Origin of the sequence: Cognatilysobacter lacus (assembly GCF_008274655.1) — a bacterium.
GTDB classification, from domain to species: domain Bacteria; phylum Pseudomonadota; class Gammaproteobacteria; order Xanthomonadales; family Xanthomonadaceae; genus Cognatilysobacter; species Cognatilysobacter lacus.
Map to the genome: position 1 here is coordinate 1 of NZ_VTRV01000029.1, position 23,426 is coordinate 23,426.

The 23,426-nt window shown below is 64.3% G+C and carries 29 protein-coding genes; 1 reads left to right on the forward strand and 28 read right to left on the reverse strand.

Annotated elements, in window-relative coordinates:
- Positions 1 to 21: 21 nt before the first annotated feature.
- From FW784_RS14260 to FW784_RS04260, 22 genes are all read right to left on the reverse strand, one after another.
- Positions 22 to 639, reverse strand: a complete 618-nt coding sequence (locus FW784_RS14260) for a flagellar hook-length control protein FliK (protein WP_187770670.1) — start codon at positions 637 to 639, stop codon at positions 22 to 24.
- 728 nt (positions 640 to 1,367) lie between these two features.
- Positions 1,368 to 1,817, reverse strand: a complete 450-nt coding sequence (fliJ, locus tag FW784_RS04165; protein ID WP_149352105.1) for a flagellar export protein FliJ — start codon at positions 1,815 to 1,817, stop codon at positions 1,368 to 1,370.
- Positions 1,818 to 1,829: 12 nt separating this feature from the next.
- A complete protein-coding gene (gene fliI / locus FW784_RS04170; RefSeq protein ID WP_149352106.1) occupies positions 1,830 to 3,212 on the reverse strand; it encodes a flagellar protein export ATPase FliI in 1,383 nt (460 codons plus the stop codon).
- A complete protein-coding gene (locus tag FW784_RS04175) occupies positions 3,209 to 3,796 on the reverse strand; it encodes a FliH/SctL family protein (protein WP_149352107.1) in 588 nt (195 codons plus the stop codon). The genes fliI and FW784_RS04175 overlap by 4 nt, the downstream gene beginning before the upstream one ends.
- A complete protein-coding gene (fliG, locus tag FW784_RS04180) occupies positions 3,793 to 4,794 on the reverse strand; it encodes a flagellar motor switch protein FliG (protein ID WP_149352108.1) in 1,002 nt (333 codons plus the stop codon). The genes FW784_RS04175 and fliG overlap by 4 nt, the downstream gene beginning before the upstream one ends.
- Positions 4,787 to 6,472: a flagellar basal-body MS-ring/collar protein FliF gene (gene fliF / locus FW784_RS04185; RefSeq protein WP_425481586.1), complete on the reverse strand. Its 1,686-nt coding sequence runs from the start codon at positions 6,470 to 6,472 to the stop codon at positions 4,787 to 4,789. Before fliF ends, fliG begins: the two co-directional genes overlap by 8 nt.
- 52 nt (positions 6,473 to 6,524) lie before the next feature.
- A complete protein-coding gene (fliE, locus tag FW784_RS04190; RefSeq protein ID WP_149352110.1) occupies positions 6,525 to 6,872 on the reverse strand; it encodes a flagellar hook-basal body complex protein FliE in 348 nt (115 codons plus the stop codon).
- A gap of 482 nt (positions 6,873 to 7,354) precedes the next feature.
- Positions 7,355 to 7,720, reverse strand: coding sequence for a GNAT family N-acetyltransferase (locus FW784_RS04195; RefSeq protein WP_149352111.1), 366 nt, complete (start codon positions 7,718 to 7,720; stop codon positions 7,355 to 7,357).
- Between the two features lie 290 nt (positions 7,721 to 8,010).
- Positions 8,011 to 8,322, reverse strand: a complete 312-nt coding sequence (locus FW784_RS04200) for a hypothetical protein (RefSeq protein ID WP_149352112.1) — start codon at positions 8,320 to 8,322, stop codon at positions 8,011 to 8,013.
- A 686-nt stretch (positions 8,323 to 9,008) separates the two neighbouring features.
- Positions 9,009 to 9,401, reverse strand: a complete 393-nt coding sequence (locus tag FW784_RS04205) for a nuclear transport factor 2 family protein (RefSeq protein ID WP_149352113.1) — start codon at positions 9,399 to 9,401, stop codon at positions 9,009 to 9,011.
- 69 nt (positions 9,402 to 9,470) lie between these two features.
- Positions 9,471 to 9,659 carry a hypothetical protein gene (locus tag FW784_RS04210; RefSeq protein ID WP_149352114.1) on the reverse strand — a complete coding sequence of 63 codons (189 nt, stop codon included), beginning with the start codon at positions 9,657 to 9,659 and terminating at the stop codon, positions 9,471 to 9,473.
- 570 nt (positions 9,660 to 10,229) lie between these two features.
- On the reverse strand, positions 10,230 to 11,096 hold the full coding sequence (locus FW784_RS04215; RefSeq protein WP_149352115.1) for an alpha/beta hydrolase family protein: 867 nt from the start codon (positions 11,094 to 11,096) through the stop codon (positions 10,230 to 10,232).
- A 77-nt stretch (positions 11,097 to 11,173) separates the two neighbouring features.
- Positions 11,174 to 11,899 (reverse strand): alpha/beta fold hydrolase, encoded by a 726-nt coding sequence (locus tag FW784_RS04220; RefSeq protein WP_149352116.1) that lies wholly within the window; start codon positions 11,897 to 11,899, stop codon positions 11,174 to 11,176.
- A gap of 80 nt (positions 11,900 to 11,979) precedes the next feature.
- Positions 11,980 to 12,345, reverse strand: a complete 366-nt coding sequence (locus FW784_RS04225) for a hypothetical protein (RefSeq protein ID WP_149352117.1) — start codon at positions 12,343 to 12,345, stop codon at positions 11,980 to 11,982.
- A 94-nt stretch (positions 12,346 to 12,439) separates the two neighbouring features.
- Positions 12,440 to 12,808, reverse strand: coding sequence for a hypothetical protein (locus FW784_RS04230; RefSeq protein ID WP_149352118.1), 369 nt, complete (start codon positions 12,806 to 12,808; stop codon positions 12,440 to 12,442).
- A gap of 140 nt (positions 12,809 to 12,948) precedes the next feature.
- Complete coding sequence (locus FW784_RS14615; RefSeq protein ID WP_205123558.1) at positions 12,949 to 13,287, reverse strand: hypothetical protein; 339 nt, start codon at positions 13,285 to 13,287, stop codon at positions 12,949 to 12,951.
- 76 nt (positions 13,288 to 13,363) lie between these two features.
- Positions 13,364 to 13,864 carry a hypothetical protein gene (locus tag FW784_RS04235; protein WP_149352119.1) on the reverse strand — a complete coding sequence of 167 codons (501 nt, stop codon included), beginning with the start codon at positions 13,862 to 13,864 and terminating at the stop codon, positions 13,364 to 13,366.
- A 69-nt stretch (positions 13,865 to 13,933) separates the two neighbouring features.
- The gene (locus tag FW784_RS04240; RefSeq protein ID WP_149352120.1) at positions 13,934 to 14,359 is read right to left on the reverse strand and encodes a hypothetical protein; all 426 of its coding nucleotides are present in this window, start codon (positions 14,357 to 14,359) and stop codon (positions 13,934 to 13,936) included.
- Positions 14,360 to 14,524: 165 nt separating this feature from the next.
- Positions 14,525 to 15,193: a hypothetical protein gene (locus tag FW784_RS04245; protein WP_149352121.1), complete on the reverse strand. Its 669-nt coding sequence runs from the start codon at positions 15,191 to 15,193 to the stop codon at positions 14,525 to 14,527.
- A gap of 401 nt (positions 15,194 to 15,594) precedes the next feature.
- Positions 15,595 to 15,894 (reverse strand): hypothetical protein, encoded by a 300-nt coding sequence (locus tag FW784_RS04250; protein WP_149352122.1) that lies wholly within the window; start codon positions 15,892 to 15,894, stop codon positions 15,595 to 15,597.
- A gap of 83 nt (positions 15,895 to 15,977) precedes the next feature.
- Positions 15,978 to 16,418 carry a DUF3592 domain-containing protein gene (locus FW784_RS04255; RefSeq protein WP_149352123.1) on the reverse strand — a complete coding sequence of 147 codons (441 nt, stop codon included), beginning with the start codon at positions 16,416 to 16,418 and terminating at the stop codon, positions 15,978 to 15,980.
- A 63-nt stretch (positions 16,419 to 16,481) separates the two neighbouring features.
- A complete protein-coding gene (locus tag FW784_RS04260) occupies positions 16,482 to 16,925 on the reverse strand; it encodes a hypothetical protein (RefSeq protein ID WP_149352124.1) in 444 nt (147 codons plus the stop codon).
- A gap of 288 nt (positions 16,926 to 17,213) precedes the next feature.
- On the opposite strand from FW784_RS04260, the gene FW784_RS14810 reads away from it, so the two are divergent.
- On the forward strand, positions 17,214 to 17,345 hold the full coding sequence (locus tag FW784_RS14810; protein ID WP_268890884.1) for a hypothetical protein: 132 nt from the start codon (positions 17,214 to 17,216) through the stop codon (positions 17,343 to 17,345).
- A gap of 48 nt (positions 17,346 to 17,393) precedes the next feature.
- Here FW784_RS14810 and FW784_RS04265 read toward each other — a convergent pair whose 3' ends face one another.
- From FW784_RS04265 to FW784_RS04295, 6 genes are all read right to left on the reverse strand, one after another.
- Entirely contained in the window at positions 17,394 to 17,819 is a 426-nt protein-coding gene (locus tag FW784_RS04265; RefSeq protein WP_149352125.1) for a hypothetical protein, read from the reverse strand.
- Positions 17,820 to 18,217: 398 nt separating this feature from the next.
- Positions 18,218 to 18,604, reverse strand: coding sequence for a hypothetical protein (locus FW784_RS04270; RefSeq protein WP_149352126.1), 387 nt, complete (start codon positions 18,602 to 18,604; stop codon positions 18,218 to 18,220).
- Between the two features lie 1,544 nt (positions 18,605 to 20,148).
- Positions 20,149 to 20,529: a GFA family protein gene (locus FW784_RS14960; RefSeq protein ID WP_149352128.1), complete on the reverse strand. Its 381-nt coding sequence runs from the start codon at positions 20,527 to 20,529 to the stop codon at positions 20,149 to 20,151.
- Between the two features lie 1,606 nt (positions 20,530 to 22,135).
- Positions 22,136 to 22,486: a hypothetical protein gene (locus FW784_RS04285; RefSeq protein ID WP_149352129.1), complete on the reverse strand. Its 351-nt coding sequence runs from the start codon at positions 22,484 to 22,486 to the stop codon at positions 22,136 to 22,138.
- An 84-nt stretch (positions 22,487 to 22,570) separates the two neighbouring features.
- Positions 22,571 to 22,951, reverse strand: coding sequence for a VOC family protein (locus tag FW784_RS04290; protein ID WP_149352130.1), 381 nt, complete (start codon positions 22,949 to 22,951; stop codon positions 22,571 to 22,573).
- A 91-nt stretch (positions 22,952 to 23,042) separates the two neighbouring features.
- Positions 23,043 to 23,297 carry a hypothetical protein gene (locus FW784_RS04295; protein WP_149352131.1) on the reverse strand — a complete coding sequence of 85 codons (255 nt, stop codon included), beginning with the start codon at positions 23,295 to 23,297 and terminating at the stop codon, positions 23,043 to 23,045.
- Positions 23,298 to 23,426 lie beyond the last annotated feature (129 nt).

Sequence of the window (23,426 nt, forward strand, 5' to 3'; positions counted from 1 at the left end):
AGGTGGGCCCGCCTGCCGCGCTCAGGCGTATTCGTCGAGCAGGCCACGCGAGCGCAGCAGCGCAACGCGCGTGACCGTTGGCTCCGAGCTGGTCGCGTCGCCCCCAGTCGCGGCGTCATCGCGCATCGCGGGGCCGGAGCCACCGCCGCTGCGATCCTGCCGCGAGCCGCTTCCCACCTGCGCCTGGCCGAGTTCCATGCCCTGGCGGCCCAGCATGTCGCGCAGCCGGTCCATGCCGGACTCGAGCGCCTGCCTGACGTCGGCATTCGCTGCGTGGAACTGCGCGCTGACGCGATGGCCGTCCACCTGGAGGCGGATGTCGATCGGGCCCAGCGCCTCGGGGCTGACGCGGATCTGCGCGTGGTCGATGCGCTGCTCGGCCATCCACACCACGCGCGCGCCCAGCCCGTCGTCGAAGTTGGCGTTGAGCATCAGTGGAAGCGGGGCAGGGGCTTCCACCGCGTTCGCGCGCGTGGCGCCCTGCACGGCGTCGAGACCTCGCGCGAGCGGGAGTGCGATGGCGGATGCCGTCCCGTCCGGCGTAGCGTCGGGCGATGTCGTGCCGCGCGGGCGGTCGACCAGGGCGGCGAGCGCGGCGAACGTGTCGCCGCCCGCCGACGACGTGGAGGTCGACGACATGGAAACGGTAGCGGATGCGGGCGCAGCATTTGCCAGTGATGCCGCGGCGGGTCCCGGTTTCGCAGTGGCGCCCGTTGCACCCGCGTCGATACGCGCCAGTGGGCCCGCTGAAAGCGGTGCCGGCGTCGTTGCCGGGCTGGTTGGCGCCGCCGCGACGGTTGATTCCGACGCCGTGGGCACGGCCGTGGCCACGCCTGCGCTCGTGAACGCGGCAGCCAGCGCGTCGCCGGACAGCAGCGCGAGCATCCGGTCCGGCAGATCGGTTGTGGCATCGCTCGGTGCGGGGACCCGATTTGCGCTGTCGGCGGCCAATGGTTTGCTCGATGCGGTCGCGGCGTCCGAGCGTGCGGCGTTTGTATCGTTCGGCTCGCCGGAAGATCGCGCGTCGCGTGCTGCGCGCCGTGCGGCCGCGTTCGGGCCTTCCTGCGGTTTCGTGTCGGCCGCTTGCGCTGCCTGCGCGTCGTCGCGCGTCGTCGTGGCCGTGGGCGTTTCGGTATCCGCAGCATCCGATGTCGCCTGCGCGCGCGGGGGCTCGCCTGTAGTGCGATCGTGCGCGTCGTTGCGACGCTGGGACCACGCGCGCTTTTCATCCACCGGCAGCTTCGCCACGTCCTCGTGCGGGAGCGAGAACGCGGGACGCCCGGGATCGAGTGATTTGGATTCGACGCGGGCGTCGGCTGGTTTCGCCACCACCGGCTGCGGCAACGAGCGATCGATGTTCATCGTGCTCAGCCTTCGCTGCCCAGCGCGACGCCCTTCCGGCGCCCGGCGATATCGTCGAGTTCCTTCTGCGTGCGCACGTTCGCGAGGCGCGTCTCGTCGGCGCGATAGCTAGCAGCGAGCTTCTGCAGCACGTGCGTCTCGCGGCTCGCCAGCATCAACCTGGCGCGTTCGACTTCGGTGGCCTGGCGCGTGCGGTCCACGACCTGTGCCTGCTGTTGCACGGCCTGCTGCAGTTTCGACTGGAACGCGACGCGATTGGCGAGCAGGGCGGGATTGATCATCGCGCCTTGCGTCGGGGCCTGAGTGTATTCGGCCGCGTAGCGCTGCAGCGCATCCAGGCGCTCCTGCTGTTGCGCGTGCGCCGCTTCGCGCGCGGCGACCTGCTGAGCGACTTCATCCTGCTGGCGCTGCTTGATCTGCAGGATCGGATCGAGACGTTGGGAGCGGGGGGCCATCGGGGCGTCCGGTTAGAGGGGGATGCCGGCGCCGTCGTCGAGAAGGCGCATCAGCTCGGCCTTGCTCTGTTCGACGTTCGCGGCTTCGGCGACATCCTGTCCGAGGAAATCCATGATGGCCGGCCAGCGGGCCAGCGCTTCGTCGACCGTCGGATCGCTGCCGCGCTGGTAGGCACCAATGGCGATGAGGTCGCGCTGCGCCGAGTACGCCGACATCAGGCGGCGCAGCTTGCGAATGCGCTCGCGCCACGGCGCGTCGGTGATGTCCTGCATGACGCGCGACACGGAAACTTCCACGTCGATCGCCGGGTACTGGCCGGAATCGGCGATGCGACGCGACAGTACGATGTGGCCGTCCAGGATCGCGCGCGCGGCATCGGCGATCGGCTCCTGCTGGTCGTCGCCCTCGGTGAGAACGGTGTAGAACGCGGTGATCGAGCCGCGGCCATCGGCGCCGTTGCCGGCGCGTTCGACAAGGGCGGGGAGCTTGGCGAACACGCTTGGCGGATAACCGCGCGTTGTGGGCGGCTCGCCGACGGACAGGCCGATTTCGCGCTGCGCCTGCGCATAGCGCGTCAGCGAATCCATCAGCAGCAGGACGTGCAACCCCTGGTCGCGGTAGTACTCGGCGATCGCGGTCGCGCGCAAGGCACCGTGCAGTCGCGCGAGCGGCGGACGATCGGCCGGCGCCGCAACCACGACCGCGCGGCGCAGGCCTTCCTCGCCCAGCGTGGCGTCGACGAAATCGCGCACTTCGCGGCCTCGCTCGCCGATCAACCCGACGACGATGACGTCCGCGGCGGTGTAGCGCGTCATCATGCCCAGGAGCGTCGATTTGCCGACACCCGAGCCCGCGAAAAGACCGACGCGCTGGCCGCGGCCGATGGGCAGGAGCGCATTGATCGCGCGCACGCCGACGTCCAGCGAACGCGTGATCGGTTCGCGCATGAGCGGGTTGATGGAAACGCCGGCCAGGCCCTGATGGCCTTCGGCGCGGATCGGGCCGCGGCCGTCGAGCGGGACTCCGTCGGAATCGATCACGCGACCCAGCAGGCCTTCGCCCACGGCGACTTCGCCCTGCATGCGGTTGGGTACCACGCGTGCATTCGGCAGCAGGCCTTCGAGGTGCGCCGTCGGCATCAGGAACGTGCGGTCACCGGCAAATCCGACGACTTCGGCGTCGACCCAACGCCCTCCGGCGACTTCGACGCGACAGCGCGACCCCATCGGCGCGGAGCAACCGCTCGCTTCGAGTGTCAGCCCCACGGCGCGGCGCAACACGCCTTCGCGCGCCAGGCCCGCGTTGGCGACCTGCGGGACGGCCGACGCCAGCCGCGCTGCCAGGCGCAGGTTGCGTGCCTCTTCCCACTGCGCTGCCGCGACGTTGGTGTTCATGCATGCCCCTTGGGGGCGTCGAGGATCGCGTCGAGGCAGGCGCGCAGGCGCGCATCCAGCCGACCGTCGATGCGCATGCTCTCGCCGTGCAGTCGCAGTTCGCCGCGTGCAAGCGTGGTGTCGCCGGTCAGGCGCACGCCATCGAGCGTCATGAGTTGCGGCATCAGCAAGCCCATGTCGTCGGGATGCAGGCGCAGCTCGACATCGCGCGAGCTGCTGCCCACCGCATCGAGGGCTTCACGCACCAGGTCGGCGAGCAGTGTCGGATCGGCGCGATAGGCGTGGCCGACCAGCGTGCCGGCGATGCGCGTCGCGAGGTCGGCCAGTGCATCGGAAACCTCGCCGTCCAGTCGCGCGAGCGGCCGCGTGAAGCTGTCGAGGATGCCTTCCATCTGCGCGACCATGCGGCGCACATCGGATTGCCCGGTCGCCAGGCCTTCCGCATGGCCGCGGTGGAAACCGTCTTCGTACGCGGCCTGGGTGATCGACTGCAGCTCTTCCACGCTCGGTGGCTGCGGCGTATCGACATGGCGCATGGGCTCGAACCCCGGCGCGATCCAGCGCAGCACCGCGGCGTCGCTCATACGAACGTCTCCGCCTTGGCGATGAGCTGGATGGTGCCTTCGTCGGCCATCTTGCGGACGATCTGCAGGATTTCCTTCTGCGCGCCTTCGACGTCGGCAAGCCGCACCGGGCCGCGCGCCTCCATGTCGTCCTTCAGGATTTCCGCCGCGCGCTGCGACATGTTGCCGATGATCTTGTCCTTGACCTTGGTGTCCGCCCCGCGCAACGCGACGGCCAGCTTGTCGTTCGGCACCTCGCGGAGGATCGACTGCATCGCGCGGTCGTCGATCTCGCCGAGGTTGTCGAACACGAACATCAGGTCGCGGATCTGGTTGGACAGCGTGTCGTCCATCTGGCCGATGCTGCCCAGGATCGCCTCGTCCTGGCCGCCGTCCATGAAGTTGAGGATGTTCGCGGCGACCTTGACGCCGCCGAGCGTCGACGACTTGATGTTCTGGCTGCCGGCGAACTGCTTGGCCATCACGTCGTTGAGTTCGTTCAGCGCATGAGGCGGCACGCCGTCGAGCGTGGCGATGCGCACCAGCACGTCGCTGCGCACGCGTTCGGGCAGGCACTTGAGCACTTCGGCGCCCTGGTCCGCGTCGAGGTGCGCGAGCACGATCGCGATGATCTGTGGATGTTCGTTGCGCACGAGCTCCGCGATGGCACGCGGTTCCATCCACTTCAGGCTGTCGAGGCCGGACGTGTTGCGCCCCAGCAGGATGCGGTCGATGAGCCCTGAGGCGCGGTCCTCTCCCAGCGCCTGCACCAGCACCGCGCGCACGTATTCGTCCGCACCGGGGCCGAGGCCGCTGGGCTGGTTGAGTGTTTCAACGAAGTCGTCCACCACGTCGACCACCTGGTCGCGCGTGACCGCGCTGACCGACGTCATCGCGATGCCGAGCTTCTGCACTTCCTTCGCGCTCATGTGCTTGAGCACGTCGGCGGCCTGCTGCTCACCTAGCGTGAGCAGGATGATCGCCGCGCGCTGCGTGCCGGAGAGTTGGGGCTCAGCCATCGGAAGCCACCATGTCGCGCACCACCTGCGCCACGCGCTTGGGGTCGCTGGTTACCGCGCCGCGCGCGACTTCGAGTTTCTGGTCGAACTGCATCGCAGCCGTCGGCAGCGCCGGGTCGCCGGTTGCGCGGGGCACGCGCTGGCTGGAAGTCTCCTGCAGCTCCTCCGCCACGATGGAGGCGACCGCGGACTGGTGCGGGATCACGATCTTTGGCGCGAGCAGCTGGCGGAATGCCGGGCGCAACACGGTGAAGATCAGGATGATCACGGCGATGCCGCCGAGGATGATGCGCAGCAGGTCGCGTGCGTGCGGATCCTGCCAGATGGGCGTGGAATCGCCTTCGTCGCTGCCGGCGTCGCGGGCGAACGGGGCGTTGACTACCGACACCGCGTCGCCGCGCTGCGCGTCGAAACCGATCGCCTGCTGCACCAGCATCTGGATGCGCTGCTGCTCGGCCGTCGTCAGCGGGCGCAACTTCGACTTGCCGTCCTTGGCCGGCGAGCCCGCCGGGACGTTGTCCACCAGCACAGCCGCGGTGACGCGACGGATCTTGCCGGGCGCCTGGCGTGTATGGGTAAGCGTGCGATCGACTTCGAAGTTGCGCACCGAGTTGCGCGAACCCTGCGTGCCCGCCGGAATCGGGGCAGTGCGCGCGGGTGCGGCGCTCGCCACGGGCGCCGCGCCTGCAGCAGCCGGCGTGTTGCTGGCACTGCCCGGCACGCCCTGGGCAGGTGCGCCATTTGCAGCCGATGCTGCGTTGGCCGCAGCCATCGCGCCGATATCGCCGCTCTCGGACACCTGCTCGCTGCGCACCTTCTCGTCGGGGCCGTAGGTTTCCCGGGCTTCCTCGGTCTCGTTGAAATCCATGTCGACACTGACCTGCGCGCTCACGCGGCCGGGGCCGGTCATGGGTTCGAGCAGCTGCTCGATTCGCTGCACGTAGACCGCTTCCTGCCGGTGCTGCTGGTCGAACTGCTGCTGGCCGACGGCTTCGGCCGAGGTCGGGTCGCGCGTGGAAAGCATGCGTCCGTACTGATCCACCACGGTGACGCGAGTGGTCGGCAGGTCGGGCACGCTGGTGGCGATGAGGTTGATGATCGCGTCGACCTGGCCCTGCTCGAGCGCGGCGCCGCTGCGCAGCTGCAGCACGACCGACGCGCTGGCGTCCTCCTTGTCGCGCGTGAATGCGCTCGGCTTCGGCAGCGCGAGGTGCACGCGCGCCTCGCGCACCGGGCGCAGGTTGGAAATGGTGCGGGCGAGTTCGGTCTCGAGCGCGTGCTGGTAGCGCGCGTTCTCGACGAACTGGCTGGTGCCGAAGCCCTGGTCGCCCTCCATCGCCTCGAAGCCCTTCTCGCCGTTGGCGGGAAGCCCGGCGGAGGCCAGCGCCATCTTCGCTTCACCCGCCTTGTCGGCCGGCACGGCAAGCGCGCCGGTTCCGGAGTCGATGCGGTACGGGATCTGCGCGCTGACGAGCAACTGCGAGGCGTCCTCGGTCGACTTCGCGTCCTGGCCCGCGTAGACGGGCACGTAATTGGGTTTCTGCGACCAGAAGAACAGCCACAGGCCCGCGGCGATGGCGGCCGCGACCAGCGCGATCATGCCCATCTGCCGCACGGCCGGGATGTCCTGCAGGCGCCCGAGCTTCTGCAGGTTCTCGGAGGATTTGGGAAGGGCGATCACGGCCATCTTGGAGTCTCGTCGGTTCGTCGGTCGGCGGATGGAGCGGCCGTCAGATCGGCATGTTCATGACGTCCTGGTACGCCTGGACGAGGCGATTGCGCACCTCGACCGTCGCCCGGAACGCCACCTGCGACTGCTGCATGGAGACCATGACGCGGGCCAGGTCCGCCTTGGGATCGCCGAGCTCGAACGCGCGTTGCAGGTCGCTCGCGTCGTTCTGGACCTTGCTGACGTTGTCGATCGCATTCGACATCGCCGTGCCGAAGCCGCTGCCGGCGGCCGGGGCGGCGCCCGCCGTCGGGCCGATCGCCGAGCCCGAGGCGATGTCGGCCATGCCATTCATCCGCGACTGGTGGGCGCGGATCTGGGACAGGACAGAGGAAATCGCGTCGGTCATTGCGGCCGCCAGTGCTTGGACTCGACGAGGTCGAAGCAAGGGGTGTGCCAGTGCGGCGGCGGGAAACCGGCGGGGCGGGCGTGGAGGCGCCGCGTTGGCGGCGCCAAAGGGGTGCGGATTGCCGTGGGCTCAGGGCGCAGAGGCCTTTCGTGGCGGGGCTCGTGGCCTGGCGGTCGCGTATGCGGCCGGCATGGCAGTGCGGGGGTTGCGTGGCCGGGCTCGGACGGGTCGCCGGGCCCGGCGGGCGGACCTGGGGCGACTACGTCATCGGCATCGGGAGACCCTGCGGCCACTGGCGCGGCACCATGCGACTCCCCGCCGTCATCCATCGGCCAGCGCGACTACGCGGTGCCGTGCCACGGGCGTGCGCGGACCCCGCGCCTCGCAACGATTGGGCGAACGGACTATCGCCGGCTCGATTGCCGGCGTCGGCGCGACGCCCGTCTTGCAACGCGGCTACGGCACTGCGCCGCCGGCGAAGCTCAGGGCGGCGAGATCACGAAATCGAGCAGGCCGTCCGATGCCGGTACGCCTTCCGCACCCATCGCTTCGTACAGCCGGATCGCTCCGCTGTTGGCGGCGCGCACGCCCTTGAAGACGAACGCCGTGCAGCCGCGTTCCCGTGCCTGCGCGCGCAACGCGTCGATCAAAGCGCTTCCATGGCCCCGAGACCGATGTGCGGTCGCGATCTCCACCTTTTCCACAACGAACCGACCGCCCGGTTCGAACCAGCCATGCGCCTGCCCGATGGACTCGCCGCGCAGCGAAGCGCGGACGAGGTAGTGCCGCTGCTCGCCCGTCTGTCCGTAGAGCCAGTCGGCGGCGAGGCAGAGCGCGTCGGCGTTCAAATTCGGTTTCTCATTGCGAGTCGTAGTGGTTGATCCCGGGCAGCGCGTGGCGGGCGTCGCGACTCAGCGGCGCCCGGCCGCCAGCGTACCCGGCTGTCGGCGCCCAACCCCATTTCCGAGCATGGCCGAACACCGCCTACCCGCCAGTGGCCGTCGGAGGCATCGAGCAGGCCTCGTGGCGCGGCTTTCGCTAGCGCCACCGCAGCTTAAACGTCTGCGACCCGGCAAGAGCGCGTCGCCGCAGTCGCGTCGCGCCGAGGACCGCACTCGCCATGTCACGCCGCAGCTGCCTACGGCAGCTTGAACTTGCGCATTGCACGCAACGGCCAGATCGACGTGAGCTGCGCGCCACCATTGAGCCTGTACGCCGCAGACAATCCGTTAACCACGCCGAGCTTTTCGAGGACGTCGCGCGCGCGCCGGAACGTCACCCTGGGATCCGCGGTCAGCATGAAGAAGTTGATCTCCTTGGCGCTGACGTCGTAGCCCTCCAGCTCGACCGACGCACCCAGAGCCTCCTTGAAGAGGTCTTCGACCGATGCAACGAAGCCTTCATCAGCCAATGATTTGCGCCAGAGTTTGATGATGAGCTGATATTCCATCGCACGATTGTAGGCCGCGCGCGTCGGTCCGGCGTCGGCGGAAAATCGTGGTTGCTGCAAACGCCGGCCCGGGCGCCGCCCTGACCCGGGTAAGTGCAGGTGGCGCGCTAACTGGAAAGCGGCCGCGACAGCCGTGGGACTCGCGTCCCGGACGTGACGGCGGAGGCGTTGCCGCTCGGGACGGACGGCCGAAACGACAGTGACGCCGAGCCCGGTTCCGTCTGCTACGTCGTGCGGGCCTCGGAGCGCCGGCTGCATTCCTCACGGTGCGCGCCGTTCGAGATCCACGCCGCAATAGTGCGAACAGACCGGCATGGTTTGCTCGAGGCGGAGCGCCGGTGCCGCGATGCAACGATGAGGTCCCGACGCGAAGGTGGCTGCGGCACCACGCGGCCGTCGTACGGTTACGGTGGGAACGTCGATTGCAGATCCAGTCGCGTGCGCCCAAATACGGCGGCTAACTCGCGCCGTTGAAGCCGCGTCGAGTTAGACGAGGTGTCGGCGGCAAGCAGGCCATCGCACGCAGCATCGCGACCCGGTCGCCTTCGCATGCATAGCGGATGGAGCCGCAGGTGCATCCGCTGGAACTTGTCGCGGCAATTGCGTGCTTTCCGCTTGAGGCCGAATCTAAGAGTCACGCGCGACGGCTTGAACGAATTGTCACGCCGCTCCACGGCTCCAGCGGGCTATGAACCGCACGCCACGATCGTGCCCTGGTGATAGACGGCCTGCCAACCGTCAGGCGTTTGCCGCCAGAGGGTTGCTCTTCTACTGATTCGGCCTGACTGGTCGAGTGTGTAGGAGGCCAGGAACAGGTCGGCAGCAAGCTGTTGGCATCCGAAGCCCGTGACGCTCAGATCCTCGGTCACGGGCGCACGATGCCGTTGTTCGAGCGTGTCGAGAACAAAGGCCCGCGAGTAGATCTGGCCGGAAGCGCCCACCTCCCAGAACTCCGCGGCCATCATCCTTTCGAAATCCTGCCGGGCCGTGCCGAATTCCGGCCGATGGAACAAGGGTTCGCGCGCGGCCAACGCCTCGGCGATGCCACTAATCTCCGGTCGCTTCCCGACAATACTCATCAGCAGTGTGACACCTGAGTTGGGCCGCAGCGCGACACGGCGTCGCTGCGAAGAACTTTTACGTCCGGCCTACTTGGGCGTGGCATCCAGCGGAGACCTGCGAGCTTTCCTGTACGCCGCGATGCCAAACGCGACGGCAACTGCGAAGACAAGAACGCCCAGTACAGTGTTTCGCTGCAGCGTCAGCCCGGCAACCAGCGCGGTGCATGCGGCGATCATCGCGAGCTGCCGGGCGGTAAGGTTTCTGTAGTTTTCCATGACGCATCGGCCGGGTTGTTCCTGCCAGCCTAGCAGTGGAGTGCAAAGCGAACCGTATGGCGGAAGTCACGGACGGAACCTCGGCGATGTCGGGATCGTCGAAGCAAGCACAGAGCGCGCTGATCTGGCCGAAGGTCTGAAGGAGCGACGTTGAGCCGCGCAGCGAAGCGAGGGCAGGTTCGACGAAGTGTCAGCCCTTCTTCGGCAACGCCGTCCGCAGCGACTCGATGATTCTTCGGGAGGCCTCCTCCGAGCCGCACGGCCGACCGCAGGCCGAATGCGCAAGCGCTTCATTCCCTGCAGCAGGCCGTAGCGGGTTCGAGCCGTACTTCCGAGACCGCGCTGCTAGATACCGGGCTGGTCTTCTGGAGTCGTCCGTATCGCCCACCTCGCACGGGTGTCGAGCCGTGGGGGCAGGTCTGCCACCGCAGAATTGACCGTGACGGGCCAGGTTTCATGGGGGCAGGCGTTTGCTTAGAGAGGGCCCGCGTGTGAGGCGGCCGAGGGTCCGAGAAGCACAACAAGGGCTGTCCGACGCACGCAGCTCTCCTTGAGGGGTCAACACCTGCGTCATGTCGGGCCGCGAAGCGGATTCGGCGCGGAAGAATTGTCGGATTCGTGGCTGCTGAGCAGCCATTTGACAGCCTCCACGATCCGGTGGTTCGCGAGGAGATACGTGTTTTCGTGGGTTCCGCCCGCCACCATCACTATCTGCGCTCCGTGCGGAACGACCCCGGGAATTCGCAGCAGCTCCAGGGGTGTGCGCAGATCGCGGGTGCCCTGGAAGATTACGAGCGGTACCAGGGAGCGCTCGCCAAGGGCTCCAGTGAGCGAGATATCGCGCTGTACGAAAGCCGACGCAGGCAGCATACGAAGTGGACGCGTATACCAGTGCGTGCGGAGCTGGGCATGGAAGGCGGCAGACAGCGACGGCGCCGCACTTATAAGCACCAGCCCCGCAGCAGGTACGGTATTAAGCGACTCTGCTGCCACCATCGTGCCGAGGGAGCGGCCGACAACGACAGTACGTTCGGGGCCGCAGACGCCAGACGCGAACAGCACCGCTTTGGACGCCTGAACTTTGACGCCGTCAACGTCCGCCGCGCCCGGTGCGCCGTCCTGGCCAGGGTACGAGGCGGCGAACACTCTGATGCCTTGTGACGCCAGAGACGGAATCAACGTCTTCTCGTAGTTCGCAATGCCTCCGTGCTGCCCGGGAAAGAAGAGGACGCAACCCAGCCGATCAACACCGTAGCCTCGCAGCAGCATGCGACCAGAGGACGAGCGACCAGCCGCGAGCGATGCGACAACCGGCGCAGTCGAAGTGCCCGGGACGTTCGGGAAAAGTAGCTGGTCAGTCCGAAGCCGGATGACGAGCACCAGAGTTGTGAGGCACAGGATCGCGGCCGCCAGCGCAGCAACAATGCGCTTCTTCAAGCTGGCGGGAGCCTTTGGCACGGACCGAACGCCTGAATCAAGTGCCGCTGCGACGTGGAGTCGGCTGGCAGGAATCGTCACGCCGGAGCCGAAAGGTGGCGGGCGGCCTCTGAAAAGATGGCTCTGAACTCCGTGAGTTCCTTGTCGTTCGCAAGCCCGAGATGCGACGCGTGGGGTGAGAGGCGCAGCTCCGCGCAACTGAGTTGGGCAGCGAGAGACCTGACGCTCTCCAACGGTGCGTTGTCATCGTTCTCGCCGTGGTGGATGAACACGCGCACCGGGCTGCGGAAGTGAATCGCGTCCCAGCTGCCAAGCAGCACGTCGAAATCCGCCCACACGCCGTGGGCCAGCTGCGGGGGGACGCCCCATTGGCCGAGCTGCGATACAAACTGATCGTAGCTACTGCTACCGAACAGCTCGAGAAGTGTCTTCGTGTGCGTCGACGCGACCGTCTGTTTAAAGACCTGGGGGTCGCCCATAGAGGCCACGAGGTAGCAGCCGCTGAAGTAGCTGGGGTTGTTCGTAGCCAGATGAAGTGCAAAGGGGCCGCCCCCGCTGCCACCCATTACCGCAGCTCGGTCGATCCCGGCGTGCGCCAGGTAGGCAAGGACGGATCGCGAGCAGGACTCAAATGACGGCTTGGCCGCCGCATCGAGATACCAGGAGCGGGTGGGGCAGATCAGGCGAATATCCTGCTCCGACGCGAGTTCCGACAGCTCGGCAACGCTATCGCCGGTGTGAGGCGTGCCGAGAAGGAACACGAGCGGCTGCCCGTCGGGCTTTCCGTACTCAAAGAACTGCATACGTTCCCCTGTGACCTGCCGCGTGATCCAAGCGGCGCCGCGCTGCAGCGTCGTTTCGAACCAAGTTGACAGGTGTCACTCTACGGGCAGCCGGACTTGTGGGGTACCGGCGGGCTTGAGTAGGCCACGACGCCCCGGCGGCATAGTGCGTACATGAAGTGCAACGGATTGGGCCCGTCCGGCGTGCTGACGCTGGAGTGCAGCTCCTTGCCCGATCGGTCCACCATGCGCACCGTCGGCACGCCAGCGGCATCCACCGACATTTCGACGATCTGCCCCGCAGGCAGCTCCATCGTCCGTTTCTGTCCGGGCGGGATGATGTCATCGAACCGAAGGCTGACGCCGCCGTTATCCCAGATAGACCCGTAGAAGCTCACCGGCTCAGCAGCCAGGCAGCTGGCGGGCACCACAAACGCAAGAAGCAACAACAAGGCGAAGCGGTTCATAGAGCCTCCAGTTGCGGTTGAGCTGCAGTGACATCCAACAGAGTTAAGCCGCGTCGCGAAGCGGCATCGCCTGGATGAATTGTTAGGCGTCAGCCTAGCGAGCGTGCCCGCTGAAGTGAAGAAAGGTGAGCAGGCCGACGGTGAGCGCTGTCGCCGAATGCAGCGCCACGTGGAGCGTGTTTGGAACAAGGCCGTTGCGGCTCGGCAGGAACGCGTGCGTGTGGCCGAACATGCGCCGATACCGCTCGGCGCGCTGCGAATCGGGGCGGACGAGGTAAGGCCACCACCAAGCCCGAAGCTCCCCGGCGAGCAGGATGAGGTAGCTCACCCACAGCCAGTGCCACAGCCAGCCCGGGTACGGCGCAGACCCATAGGTCAGTGAGCCGGCCAGCCCGACGCTCCACGGCAGGCTCTGCAACAGCGTGATCCAAAGAAGTCGGGCGATTCCATCTTCCGATCGCATCGCCGCAGGGTCGTTGAGCCTGCCCAGCGGGACCCAATCGTGCAGCCAGAGCACTACAACCTGAAATGCCTGCAAGCCGACAAGCAGCGTGCGTAAGGAAGTTGTCGGCCAAAGATGCTGCATTGTTGATGCCTAACACCTTAGTTAAGCCGCGCGGAGAAGCGGTGTCCGTTTGGACGAATCGACCAGCGACGATCGGAGGCGAGCAGGTGCGCGCAGGCAGGACACCGAAGCTGATGGCAAGCCAAGACTGACCATTGCAGCTGACGAACTAAGAACAGCGCGATCAGCGGCGGTCCTCCGAGCACCGCAAGGCGTTTCTCGGGCGTGAGGTGAAAGTGGCCGACAAAACTCCACGCTGCCATCCGGTAGACGATAGCCAGTACCCAGACGGGCGCCAGACGGCGGCGCAAGCACGCACGGGCCGCGAGCTGAGCCGCCACGTCTGCTCGACTGAACTGGGTAGCTTCTTCGTGCACGGCGCTCTGATGTCCCCCTGCCGCCAAACACCTGAGTCAAGCCGCGCCGCGAAGCGGCGTCGGCTTGGACGAATTGTTAGCCGTCCACCTGAACGCCTCGGATGACCTTGACCTTCTGCTCGTGCACGTGTTCCAAATCCATGGCCGGTGACGCGAGAAGCCTAGGGTAACTCTGGCACAAGGCGAGCAAGCCATCGGGCCCTAGCCCCACTAGCACTTTCTCCGCTTTATCTTTGGTCAGCGCGAAGGAAGCCCGGGAATCGGTGGACAACTCTGCGTTCGTTCCGTCTTTTACCTTGGCGGCCCTAACATTCAAGGCGGCGTACCGGCTGTCCATTTCTGTCAAAAACGGACCGTACTGCGCGCGCCAGCTCGCGTACGCCGCATCGTTGCCCGCTCGTTGACTCGGGAAGTGCTTGGTACAGATGTCACGGAAAGCCTCTGCCGACTGTACGGCGCCGTAGACCTCGCGAAGACTGTCCGAATAGCTCGAACCCGAACCGACCTCGGGCTCTTTTGCAGCGGTGGTACCGATGAAGGCTAGTGCAAGAGCTAGAAACATAGGTGCGAGACGCATGGAGAACTCCTTGATGGCTAACACCTGAGTTAAGCCGCGCCGCGAAGCGGCGTCGGGTTGGACGAATTGTCAGGCGGCGTACCGTTGTTCAACAGGCGCCTTTCGCCAAGGCTCACCGGGCGCCTGAACATACTGGCGGATGACATATCGCCACGGCAATACCAACGGAATAAACACGAAGCCGAAAACGCACTGCGCCAAGTTCTCCAGCGAGCCTGGTGGAAGGTGCCCGGAACGCCACCAAGGAAACACATAGGCCCCAACCCAGATGATCTTCCAGATCAGCTCAAATAGCAGGAGTGGAAGCATGCGCAGCGGGTAGCGAATGCCTACAAGCGCCATGACACCGACGCCGCCGAGCAGCCCGTGCACCACGCTGCCCGAGAGCGACATGTCGGCGGGGGGCGCAACGATGGCGGGCCAGACGACGGTGGCAAGCCCGAAGGCCATGACAGCATAGAAGGCGCGCAGAACATTGAGGCGTAACAGGCTCACGGAAGGTGCGTTCACAGGCGGCCCCAGTAGGAATGCTTGCAGTCTGCGCGCACGCTCGCAAATAGACTCATGCCTTCCGGCCCCGTGACGCTTGGGCTACCCGCCGAACACCTGAGTTAAGCCGCGCCGCGAAGCGGCGTCGGCTTGGACGAATTGTTAGCCAGCCTAGCGCCCGCCATCCGCGCGAGCAATCGCTCCGGCGAGCGCCACAATTTTGCGGCGCGACGCCGCACCCTGCGATGCTTCATTGACGATCGTGGCGATAAGGCTGGCAGGACCGTTGCCGTGCGGCGACCAGGCATACGCGCAGCTCTCCCTTCCACTTGCGAAGTAGTAGCTGTTGCCATCGAGCCCGCTGGTTCGTGCAGTCATGGCATATCGAACATTGCGGGAAAGGGGGCTTAGTACCTTTTCGTATTCCAGTGGTGTCAGCGCGATGGTTGTCGACGGGCCATCTGGCCGCGAGAACCACTGGTCAGGAGGCATGAAGCCGGTTTCGCCCGCGTAGCGAAATACAGTTAGATGGCCATTGCTCACGGAAAGCAGTTCGGCGCCAGAGAACGTCGGTGTCACCAACGCAATGACATCGCGATCAATGATGCCCTTTCGAGCGAGTTCCGATCGCGCAGCCTCCAAGCGAGAGAATTCGTCCGCCTCGCAGGGCGATAGTCCGCGACCGTTTTCAAAGCGATTAGCAGCCAGCTTTTCGAGCGCGAAATGGTCGATTGTGATCGAGGGGGCATTCCGCGTGCTCTGCCCATACATCCATGCGCCACTCACCGCCGCGAAGCTGACCGTGAGTAAGGCGACGCTGGCCGCGTTAATGCGTTTCATGGCTGGCTAACACCTGAGTTAAGCCGCGCCGCGAAGCGGCGTCGGCTTGGACGAATTGTTAGGCCCCAAGCTAGTACCGGCTCGCATGGGCGTACCTGAACACGTATGGGTACATGAGGGGCCAGATGAAGAGTATGGCAATGAGCCACTTGATCTGGCGATTGTCGTACGCCTTCAGTGCAGCGGCCGCAACTGTTGCCAGGCTAAGGGCAAGCCAAGCATGGGCAAACAGCTGACCGACACCAGACTCAAATACCGAGGCCGAACCGCTCACGGCTTGGATCACAGCACCTGGCCCGGTTGCTGCGAGTTGCCACACTGCGAGCCGCTTAGTGACTGCCATTGGGGCCTAACACCTGAGTTAAGCCGCGCCGCGAAGCGGCGTCGGCTTGGACGAATTGTTAGGCGCCACCCGGCTGTTGGCGCCCTGCGACAGTAAGTATGACCTTGTTGCCGTGCTTTGTAATTGAGTCGAGGGACATTCCCATCTCATCTACTGCGAGCCAGAAAAGCCTAAAGCCAACCAAGACGATCCAGAGCCGCTCGACTGGGGTGCTGATCTTCAGAAGCGGGATGCCGCGCACCTGCGAAAGGAATGCCTTTGCAGCCACAGGGAAACGCTCCCAACTCATGTCCGGATCAATCTCAAGGCTGAGGTTACCCGACGCCATCGTTTGGACCTGCCAGGTGCTCGGACTCATTCTTCGACTTGCCTTGATCTGTCTGTGGCGCCTAACACCTGAGTTAAGCCGCGCCGCGATGCGGCGTCGGCTTGGACGAATTGTTAGCGCCCGTATTCGGATACTTCATCGGGATCTGTAGCGCGAAGGATGCCGATGAATAGCAAAGCCCCGGCGACAAACAATGCGAAGTAGTTCCCGCTCCAGCGATCCAGTTCCGTAGCGGCACTTGTGCACACAGAATTGTGCGGGTCGCGTGCTTCAAATACGACCGTTACCGGATCGCCAATACGAGCTGGAGCACACTCCATTGGGCAGAAGCCGGAGTTGTTCCAGTTGCGACCGTGAGCCGTGAAGCGGTAGTGGATCTTTCCATGATTGGAGCATTCAAGACCGGTAACAGAACCAACCGCTTCAGCCGAATTCGCCTCGATCCGATGAAATCGCATCAGGAACAGGTGGTTCCATAGTGCGAGCGCACTCAGCGCTACGACGAGAAGCGCCGAAAGCGCAATGCGAGCTTGTTTGGGGGAGCTGTATTGCATGGCTTAGGGCGCTAACACCTGAGTTAAGCCGCGCCGCGAAGCGGCGTCGGCTTGGACGAATTGTTAGGCATCAACCGACGGCACCCAAGTGGCAACAGGCGGCTGCTTGGCCAACACGTGGAGGATGTCATTCATTGCCACAAGCAAGTAGTGCCGAACTGGGTGACTCTGAAACTCTTCTTCGGTGTAGAGCGACGCCGCGTAGCGATCTGCCCATGCCGACCCTTCAACCCAGATTATCGGGTAGGCGTAGTGGTCCAGCCGAGGGAGGGCGCAGCGCGGAATCGGGCTCGGGCATGGAATGTGGTCGAAGTACTCGTCTTCCCACGATACGGCTAGCGGCCGCCCGAAATTCAGCTTCAGGTCGCGCTCGGGGAGCCCGATCACTCTAGAGAAATGCATTGTGGCGACGAACGAGGCGTCAGCTTGCGAGTCCCAGACGAACGAGATATCCGCGCTCGGCCATTCGATTGCTTCATCGAGGACCAGCTTGCGAGCTACTTCCATTTGATGCCTAACACCTGAGTTAAGCCGCGGCGCGTAGTGGAGGTTTTGCAGTGGCAAGCTGTACCTGCCACTGCAAAGCCGGAACGAAGCGACGTCGGCTTGGACGAATTGTTAGAGCCCACGCGACGAGGACTTGGCCTGCTGGCTCACGAGCCGGAGTGTGGCACGCAGGCGAGACCGGCGAGAAGAGTCGGAGCGGGGCGCCGCAGGCGCGCCGAACAGCGGAAGCGGTGACTGGGCCGGACCGGATGCAGCCGGCAAGTTGGCGCCGCCGTTCGGCCACTGACCGTGGCTGAGAACTTGGAGCGGCGCGAGCTTGCAGCACTGAACCTGCAAGCCGATGTGGCCGTGAGCTATGAAGTTCGAGGAGCGATCAGCCCGACAACCGGAGAGCATCCCGGCGTGGGCGCTAACACCTGAGTTAAGCCGCGCCGCGAAGCGGCGTCGGCTTGGACGAATTGTTAGGCCCTATTCGGCCGTTCGCTCGATCGTTGCGCCTTGAGCGTGCAGGATAAATATGCGGAAGAAGTAGTTCTTTCCCGCCCGAATCTCCGCAGCGATCTCGCGCTTGTTGTTGGAAAAGCCACCCAACATTGACCAGGTGACACCGACGATGTGCTCATCGGCCGGCAGGCAAAAGGTAACTGTCTGACCTGGGCGCAGCTCTGCAATCGGCTTCCCGTCGACGACCAAGTCTGAATGGATGCCCGAGCCCTTAAACCCATGGTCCCGCTTGACCGTGATCGTCGCTTCCTCCGGGACGCAGGAGGTTTTTACCTCTGCGTGCATTGCCGTGGGAGGCACCGGCACATAGGCCTTTTCACCTGCGGTGGCGGCACTGCTTAGGAGAGCGGCCAGACACCCCAGCAGGTTCGGACAGGCGACGCTTTTCATGGCTCTCTCCACGATAGGGCCTAACACCTGAGTTAAGCCGCGGCGCGAAGCGGCGTCGGCTTGGACGAATTGTTAGGCCGCGTGCCCGAGCAGTTCACTTGGGTTGGCTTGGCCACAGGTAGCCAAGTATGCCCGCGCACACAGCCAGAACGAGGTACACGGGCGCTTGCGCGAGTAGCTCCGACCAGGACAGCCCAGAAACCCAGCCAGGATTGCCACTCCACTTGCGGTAGTGCCCGATCTTGCCAAGCGCCAGAAGAAATGCAAATACGACCAGCAACCACCTCAGGGCGCGACTCACTCTCTGACGCTGATGCGGCGATAGCTGCGGGATCACGTTAGCGGCCTAACACCTGAGTTAAGCCGCGCCGCGAAGCGGCGTCGGCTTGGACGAATTGTTAGGCCTGTGGGCTGCCATACGGCACCAAGGCCTTTGTTGACGGAAGCGTATCAGGCGTTTCGCCGCCATCAATCGACCACAGATCCAGGCCGGCAAGTATCCCGCCTTGGGCATACACGTAGGCGCCGTTGAGATGCCCGGCTTCGCTACGCCACTGAAAATCAGAGCGGACATCCATGCCACCTCTCGGAGGCACTTGTCCAGCTACGGAAAAGTCGATGCTCGCACACCCGCAGGGGCACAGCCGACGAACACGAGCCAGCTTGAGCTGTTCCAGGTAGGTGGCATTGTCCGCTTCGCCATGCTCGAGCAGCCACCGGACCAACGCGACTTCTTCACCCGTAAGAGCCCGGTCAACTTCAATGGCTGCAGAGGTATGTGCCACAGGCCTAACACCTGAGTTAAGCCGCGCCGCGAAGCGGCGTCGGCTTGGACGAATTGTTAGGTGCCACTGCGGGGGAACTCGACAACCTTATCCGTGCAGAACCAAACCTGCTGATCGCTCGTTTGCTCGACGTGTCCTTCGACGACGATCGGCCGCCAACCTTTGGCACCCTTGTTCGGCTTTGCACGCGGGTCATTCGCGACAGGAACAATGGCTTTGGCCGATCTGCCGGCGGCCACAAGGTCCACGTGTGCCTGCCAACGAGTGTGGCCCCGCCTTGGATTAGTTCGAGACTCTTCAAGATTGTAGTGGGCGCCCGTTGTCCGCAGAGGGTATCGGCCTAAGGCAGCTTCACCCATCGGCAGCCACTGATGTTCCCATGCATCGAACACGATGCATGGGCCAAGATCATGCGACCACGAAGCGCGGGAGGCATGCTCGTTGCAGCCGAGCAGGGCGAGCACTTCCTTCCTGCGCAAAAGTGGTGCACCTCTGTTCTTAGGCATGTCGACTCCTACGAAGGTTCATGTGGCACCTAACACCTGAGTTAAGCCGCGCCGCGAAGCGGCGTCGGCTTGGACGAATTGTTAGGCCCCGCCGACGCAAGGACCGCCCGGTGGATAAATAGACAGCGCTCCGGTTGCGGAACGAAGCGCCAGCGCCGTGCCGCCGATGCCAGGTTATCAACTTCGCGAGACGGCGGCCCGGTTACAGGCCCGACTGCCCTTAGATCCATCGCCACCGGTTTCACGGCAGACACGTAGCCCGGCTTCTCAACTGTTAGGGCAAGGACGATAGAGCCCGAATACTCGCGCTGCGACGCAGATGGCGGCGGCACATTGGCCTGCACCTCAGGCGTTTTCGAACGGCAAGCAGGCAGTGCTGCCGTTGTGTGCTGCGTGCACGCCGCTAGGAAGCACGAAGTGAATATGCACGCGCCTAGAATCTTCATGCGGGGCCTAACACTTGAGTTAAGCCGCGCCGCGAAGCGGCGTCGGCTTGGACGAATTGTTAGGCGACATGCCCGGGCGGCTTAGACTCATAGTAGCTGCGCTTCTCTCTAATCATGTCGGCCAATGGGAAGCCATAGTCTAGAGCTACGACCTTCCCGTGGACGCGTCCGTAATCCTGCGGCTTCAGCTCTGCTGTGATATTCGGGTAGTAGTCCCCGTACGCGTCGTGAGCCTCTTGCGAGGACACTGGCTGATCAGCGCGAGGCATTACCACAACCAAGCCAACTGGGTCCGCAAAGAGGATTGGGCACAGGTGTGGCCAATTAAATTTCGGCCTCCACGTACGCCACATTTCTCTTTCCCAACGATTGCATCGCAGTGCGTAAGAAAAGGTTTTGACACGCGGCAACTTGAATGCATATCTGCCGATAATTAGAACGCGGCGAAATACCCCTGCTCTCGTGCGCAAAGAACTCTCCAATGGCGCCTAACACCTGAGTTAAGCCGCGCCGCGAAGCGGCGTCGGCTTGGACGAATTGTTAGGCGGCACCTGCGAAATTGCGAGGGCCGCCAGCGAGAAGGTGGACGGGCTCAATCCAAGAATTTCCATGTATCCGCGCCATCGAACCGCCGGACAGTGACTGAGGCTAGCAGCCCCGGCTCAAAGTTGCGGAGGTTCACTCCGTGGCGAGCGCCGCGCTTGGGTTCTATGGGTTCCCAATGGGTAGCAATGCCGCACGTTTTGCAACGGAAATTGCTGAGGCTGCGATCACCCCACACGTAGCTCTCCGTGTTCTCCGGATGACCTTGGATAGAGACGCTACCGAGTTCGTAATAAGCCCAGATGCCTCCCGTGCGCCGGCACAAGGAGCAGTTGCAGCTCGTGGCGGTTTCGGGTGCGGCGGGTAAACTGAGACGGACAGCTCCGCAGTGGCAAGAACCGCTCAACGAAAGGGGCTGTTCTTCATTCACGACGCGTCTCGCTCCCTATGCCGCCTAACACCTGAGTTAAGCCGCGCCGCGAAGCGGCGTCGGCTTGGACGAATTGTTAGGCCTCATGGCTTTGCCACTTCCCCGGCTGACGCCGCATGGTTTGAGCAAAATTCTCTTGGCGCCTGACGGGCTACTGCGCGCCAATCCCGCCAGATCTCGGCGCAGGAGGCGGCATTCGTGACCACCGACCTGATACGTGACCTCACGGATTTGGGCTAAATCCTCCACGAGGTTAAGCACTGCGCCTGGCTCCAAGCTACCTTGAACCACAAGCTGGTTGCTCTGCCCACGAGCGACCAACGACATTTGCTCATCGGTGCCGTTTTGCAGCTGGGTGCGGAACGGCTCGCCGTGACACCCGCACAACAAGGCGAGGACGCCGCAGCCGATCACGCTACGCAGACGTGTAAGCGCCATCGCCGGGCTCGAGCGCGAGTGAAGCTTCTCCATGAGGCCTAACACCTGAGTTAAGCCGCGCCGCGAAGCGGCGTCGGCTTGGACGAATTGTTAGGCCCCGAACCGTTGCACCACATCTGCGCACGCCTCGCGGACCATGGGTAGCGCCCATTCTCTTGCAGATGCTATCGCAGGCTCCAGCTCGGCAAGCGCTTCCGGAGCCTAGTGCTGACGCACGGAACCAACCGGCAATTGATCGATTTCCGAGGAGACCAAACGGAATGTTTCGAACGCTGGGTCAGATTCCGCAACCTCAGCGCGGCTCATCAGCCCGTACAGGCGGTGCGACGACTCAAGAACGCACGTCTCTCCAGCCAAGACACGCCCGGCAAGTTCAGCTGCCTCGCGGCGAAGTAATTGCACATACTCGGCGTGCGTAAGCTCTGGCATAGGGGCCTAACACCAGAGTTGACCCGCGCCGCGAAGCGGCGTCGGGTTGGACGACTTGTTAGAGCCCACACGCCCGGATAGGGGCTTGCTGCTCGACGGAGCCAAAGTGTTGCACGAAAGGCGATGCTCGGAATGGTGTGGCGAAGCCGGAAGCCAACGAGCGCCACGACAACAGCCGGGATGCCTCAGCCGTGCGCGATGCAGCCCGCAAACCTGGCCGCAAGCTAGAAGAACTCGTGCGCGATGAAACCATTCAAGCGCCGGTCTGTTTCCCGGTGTGGGCGCTAACACCTGAGTTAAGCCGCGCCGCGAAGCGGCGTCGGCTTGGACGAATTGTTAGGCCAGTGGCCCGTAACGGAGCTGGGAGCAGCTAACAGCCAGTGACCCGCTGCCCGCAAAGTCTAGCTGTAGGCGAAGGCCGGCCGCATGGGCCGACAGCGACGCCTCCCACATGAGTGGAGTGCCGCCGTGCCCGGCAGAGCTTTCCAAGCGCATATCAAGTTCGTGCGCCCAGCTACACACCAGCCGGATGGGCGCAGCGGAGGCACGGTGGAGAGCAATCTCCAGATCCCGGCCTGACTCAATCCATCGAACTCCCAGCAGCGATGAATCAGCTAGGCCGAGGGCGGACAGAGCCTCTAGTCTTTCGAGTGCGATCAGACCTTCATCCACGGCCTAACACCTGAGTTAAGCCGCGCCGCGAAGCGGCGTCGGCTTGGACGAATTGTTAGGCGGCAGCTTACCGCCCCGCGGCGCTCGACGCTTTCCGGTATAGCGCTGCGAGATCCTCGACCGACATGGCGGAGAGTTGATCGTAGGCGGGCTTGGTGGCCGACTTTGCGCCATTGCCCTCGCCGTGTAACTCGATCTGGCCGCCGACGGGCGTGAGGATGAAGACGAAAGGGGCGGCCGGGTTGGGCGCACCCGCAACGACCACAACCGACTTTCCATCGGCGCAGCCGTAGACGATCCAATCATTGCCCCCAACGCGCTCGCTTGCCGGGCCGAGATTGCACTGGAGCTCGGGTTGCTCAGCTGCAGATGCGGGAGAGCCGGCCAAGAGTGCTGCTGTTAGAACGAGTGCGATCATTTTTCCCTGCCGCCTAACACCTGAGTTAAGCCGCGCCGCGAAGCGGCGTCGGCTTGGACGAATTGTTGGGCCGCAATGGTTGCATCATTCGCCGGCCGGAGGTTCCCACAGCTCGACCTTGTTGCCTTCCAGATCGAGCAGCCAGGCGAACTTCCCGTACTCCGATTCGTCAGGCCCGGCGAGGATCTCGCAGCCGCGCTCGCGGAGCGTGGCCAACAGGCCCGTGAGGTCATCCACGCGGTAATTGACCATAAAGGGCGATGCGCTGGGCTCGAAGTGTGAGGTGTCTGCGCTAAACAGGCTCCACGCCGTGGTGCCGCTCGGGTTCTCCGGTGTGCCCCAGCGAAGGGCCGCGCCACCCCAAGGCTGCACATCGAGGCCCAGGTTGTCGCGGTACCACTCGGCGAGTGCTTTCGGATCGCGCGCCTTGAAGAACACGCCGCCAATTCCGGTGACCTTTGCCATGACGGAAAACCTCGCTTGGCTGAGTGCCGCCCTTGCGGCCCAACACCTGAGTTAAGCCGCGACGCGAAGCGGCGTCGGCTTGGACGAATTGTTAGGCCTCATCTTCCGCTTCCTCAGCCGGATAGAACACGTGGCCATCGTTGTTGAACATAATGTTCCGGAACCAAGGTGACTGCCAGACCTCTTCAACACGGACCGTAGGCGCCACACCGTGATTCCACGAAGCGTACTTTCCCGTGGTCCACGCGGCAACGATCATGGAGCGAACCGTCGCCACAGCCTCTTGTTCGCCGCGAGCCCGCACAGCACGCGTTGCAAAGAACCCGACGGCCTCGGAATCTTCCATGGGGACAGAGATTCCGGTTCCTTCTACACGTACCCTGAAAAACGGCATGAGGCCTAACACCTGAGTTAAGCCGCGCCGCGAAGCGGCGTCGGCTTGGACGAATTGTTAGGCGCCACCCGACGTGGCAGG